The sequence below is a fragment of the Actinomycetospora sp. genome (assembly GCF_055612215.1).
The window spans coordinates 1-3,467 of sequence record NZ_JBVPVA010000196.1 but is presented as its reverse complement, the minus strand read 5'-3'; the positions used below and the strand labels follow the sequence as shown (position 1 = coordinate 3,467).

Sequence of the window (3,467 nt, the reverse complement as noted above, 5' to 3'; positions counted from 1 at the left end):
CGTGTAGATCTGCGTCGTCGTCACCGACGCGTGCCCGAGCAGCTCCTGCACGACGCGCAGGTCCGCCCCGCCGTCGAGCAGGTGGGTCGCGAACGAGTGCCGCAGGGTGTGCGGCGAGATCGACTGGCTCAGCCCGGCCCGCTCGGCCGCCTCGCGCAGCACGTTCCACGCGGTCTGGCGCGAGAGCCGCGCGCCGCGGGCGTTGAGGAAGAGCGCCGGCGTGCCCCGCCCGCGCACCGCGAACCCCGGCCGGGCCCGCACCCGGTAGGCCTCGAGCGCGGCGAGGGCCGGGCGCCCGACCGGGACCAGGCGCTGCTTGCCGCCCTTCCCGGTGAGCACGACGGTGCGCTGCTCGGTGTCCACGTCGTCGACGTCGAGGTCGGTGACCTCGCTGATCCGGGCGCCGGTCGAGTAGAGCAGCTCGAGCAGCGCGCGGTCCCGGACGCCGCGGGGGTCGTCCTCCGGGGGCGCCTCGAGCAGCCGCACCACCGAGGCCACGTCGAGCGCCTTCGGGAGCCGCTTGGCCGGGGCGGGCGGGTGGACGTCGGCGGCGACGTCGCGGGCGACGAGGCCCTCGGCCAGCGCGAAGCGGTGCAGCCCGCGGCCGGCGACGACCGCCCGCGACGCCGACGCCGTCGCCAACGGCGGGTGCTCCTCGTCGCCGCGGCGCAGCGCGACCAGGAACGCCGCGACGTCGTTCTCGGCGACCTCGGCGAGCTCGCCGCGCCCCGCCCGGGTCAGGTGCTCGAGGTAGCGGTCCAGGTCGCGGCGGTAGTTGGAGAGCGTGTGCGGGGACATGCCGCGCTCGACGTCGAGGTGGTCGAGGTAGGTCGCGACGGCGTCCGCCAGCTCGGGGGCGGGCTGCACGCCGGTCACTGTCATCTCGCCACCTCCGGCGCCGACGCTAACCCGCGGCGGCGGGCGGTCGTGGGAGCGACGCGACCCGGTCCCCTCGCAGGACGCTCCTCGATCACCAGCACACGAGGCAGCCCACGGGGCCCTGCGGCCTGCCCCACGTGCCCCTCGACCGGAGGTGCCCCACGCCCAGCTCGATCACCAGCACACGGCGCAGCCCGGACCGCCGCGGAAGGTGCGTGACGTGCCCCTCGCGGTGGCCCCGCCCCGGTCACCTGGCCAGGCGGCCGTGGCTCAGCCCCGGCGGCGGGCGTAGTCGGTCGGCCGGTCGATCCAGGGGGCGTCCACCGGCCGCGGACTGAACCGGCCGGCCACGACCTCGGCCGCCGCGAACACCCCGGCGATGCACGGCCCGTTGACCAGGTCGCCCGACATCGCGCCGGTCACCAGGTCCGTCAGCGGGACGCGCCGGATCACCAGGTCGGCCTCCTCGTCGTCGGCGGAGGCCGGGCGGTCGACGTCGTGCAGCCCGCGCGCGAGGTAGACCCGCACCGACTCGTCGGCGAACCCCGGGCAGCCGACGACGTCGACGAGGGTCGACCAGTCGTCCGCGGTGACCCCGACCTCCTCGACGAGCTCGCGCTTCGCCGCCTCCACGGGCTCCTCGTCGGGGCCGCCGTCGAGCAGGCCCGCCGGCATCTCCCAGATCCGCCGGCCGATCGCGGGCCGGTACTGGTAGATCATGACGAGCCGGTCCTCGTCGTCGAGCGCGGCGATCGCGACCGCGCCGAAGTGCTCGACCTTCTCCCGCGTCGCGACGCGGCCGCCGGGCATCCGGACGTGGTCCCCGCGCAGCGCGAAGATCGCGCCGTCGTAGAGCGTCTCGGACGAGACCACGTCGAAGGAGTGCGGCGGGTGCCCGTGGTGCGGGTCGACCAACGTCGGGGGCGTCTCCGGGACCGGCGGCGCGGTCCGGGTCGGCTCGGCGCTCACCGGGAGGCCGTCTGCATGCGGACGCCGTCGGTGGCGGACCCGAGGGCGTCGGCGTCGTCCGGGATCCCGGGCTCCTCGCGCGCCGGGGCCTCGTCCTCGGGGCCGAACAACCGGGACGACGCGTCGTGGCGCAGCGCCGCCGCGACGAACGCCGCGAACAGCGGGTGCGCCCGCGTCGGCCGGGACTTGAGCTCCGGGTGCGCCTGGGTCCCGACGAAGAACGGGTGGACCGAGCGCGGCAGCTCGACGAACTCGACGAGGGTCCCCTCCGGCGAGGTCCCGGAGAACACCAGCCCGGCCTCGGCGAGCCGCTCGCGGTAGGCGTTGTTGACCTCGTAGCGGTGGCGGTGCCGCTCCGAGACCCGGCCGGTGCCGTACGCGGCGCGGGTGACGCTGTCCGGCGCGAGCACCGCGGGGTAGGCGCCGAGGCGCATCGTGCCGCCCATGTCCCGCTCGCCGGCCACGACGTCGGTCTGGTCGGCCATCGTCGAGATCACCGGGTTCGGCGTGGACGGGTCGAACTCCGCGGAGTTGGCGTCCTCGATGCCCGCGAGCGCCCGGGCGGCGTGGATGACCATGCACTGCAGCCCCAGGCACAAGCCCAGGGCGGGGATGCCGTACCGGCGGGCGTGGTCGAGCGCCCCGATCTTGCCCTCGATGCCCCGGATCCCGAACCCTCCCGGGACGAGCACGCCGTGCACCCCGGCGAGCGCGGCCGCCGCTCCGGACGCAGTCGCGCACTCGTCGCTGGGCACCCAGCGGATCTCGACCTTGGCGCGGTGCGCGAACCCGCCGGCCCGCACCGCCTCGCTGACCGAGAGGTAGGCGTCGGGCAGGTCGACGTACTTCCCGACGACGCCGATGGTCACGGTCTCCGAGGGCTGGTGCACCCGCTCGAGCAGGTCGCCCCACACCGTCCAGTCGACGTCGCGGAACGGCAGCCCGAGGCGGCGCACGACGTAGGCGTCGAGGCCCTCGGTGTGCAGGACCTTGGGGATGTCGTAGATCGACGGGGCGTCAGGGCAGGCGACGACGCCGTCGTCCTCGACGTCGCACATCAGGGAGATCTTGCGGGTCATCTCCTCGGGGATGTGCCGATCGGCGCGGAGCACGAGCCCGTCGGGCTGGATGCCGATGTTGCGCAGCGCCGCGACGGAGTGCTGGGTCGGCTTGGTCTTCAGCTCGCCCGACGGCGCCAGGAACGGCACCAGCGAGACGTGCAGGAAGAAGCAGTTGTCGCGGCCGATCTCGTGGCGCAGCTGGCGGGCGGCCTCGAGGAAGGGCAGCGACTCGATGTCGCCGACGGTGCCTCCCACCTCGGTGATCACGACGTCGGGCGCGGAACCCTCGTCCCCGTCGCGCATCGCGAGCACCCGCGACTTGATCTCGTCGGTGATGTGCGGGATGACCTGCACGGTGTCACCGAGGTACTCGCCGCGGCGCTCCTTCGCGATCACCTCGGAGTACACCTGGCCGGTGGTGACGTTGGCCCGGGCGTTGAGGTCGCGGTCGAGGAAACGCTCGTAGTGACCGATGTCGAGGTCGGTCTCGGCGCCGTCCTCGGTCACGAAGACCTCGCCGTGCTGGAACGGGTTCATCGTGCCGGGGTCGACGTTGAG

Annotated in this window: 3 protein-coding genes; all 3 read right to left on the bottom strand. The window is 74.5% G+C overall.

Features of this window, described 5'->3' with window-relative positions:
- Positions 1 to 882: site-specific tyrosine recombinase XerD (locus AC0CYZ_RS05375; protein ID WP_472213069.1), on the bottom strand; the 882-nt coding region annotated here is incomplete at its 3' end.
- 267 nt (positions 883 to 1,149) lie between these two features.
- The gene (locus tag AC0CYZ_RS05370; RefSeq protein WP_472213071.1) at positions 1,150 to 1,794 is read right to left on the bottom strand and encodes an NUDIX domain-containing protein; all 645 of its coding nucleotides are present in this window, start codon (positions 1,792 to 1,794) and stop codon (positions 1,150 to 1,152) included.
- A gap of 50 nt (positions 1,795 to 1,844) precedes the next feature.
- A partial coding sequence (locus AC0CYZ_RS05365) for a CTP synthase (RefSeq protein WP_472213067.1) occupies positions 1,845 to 3,467 on the bottom strand: 1,623 nt, incomplete at its 5' end.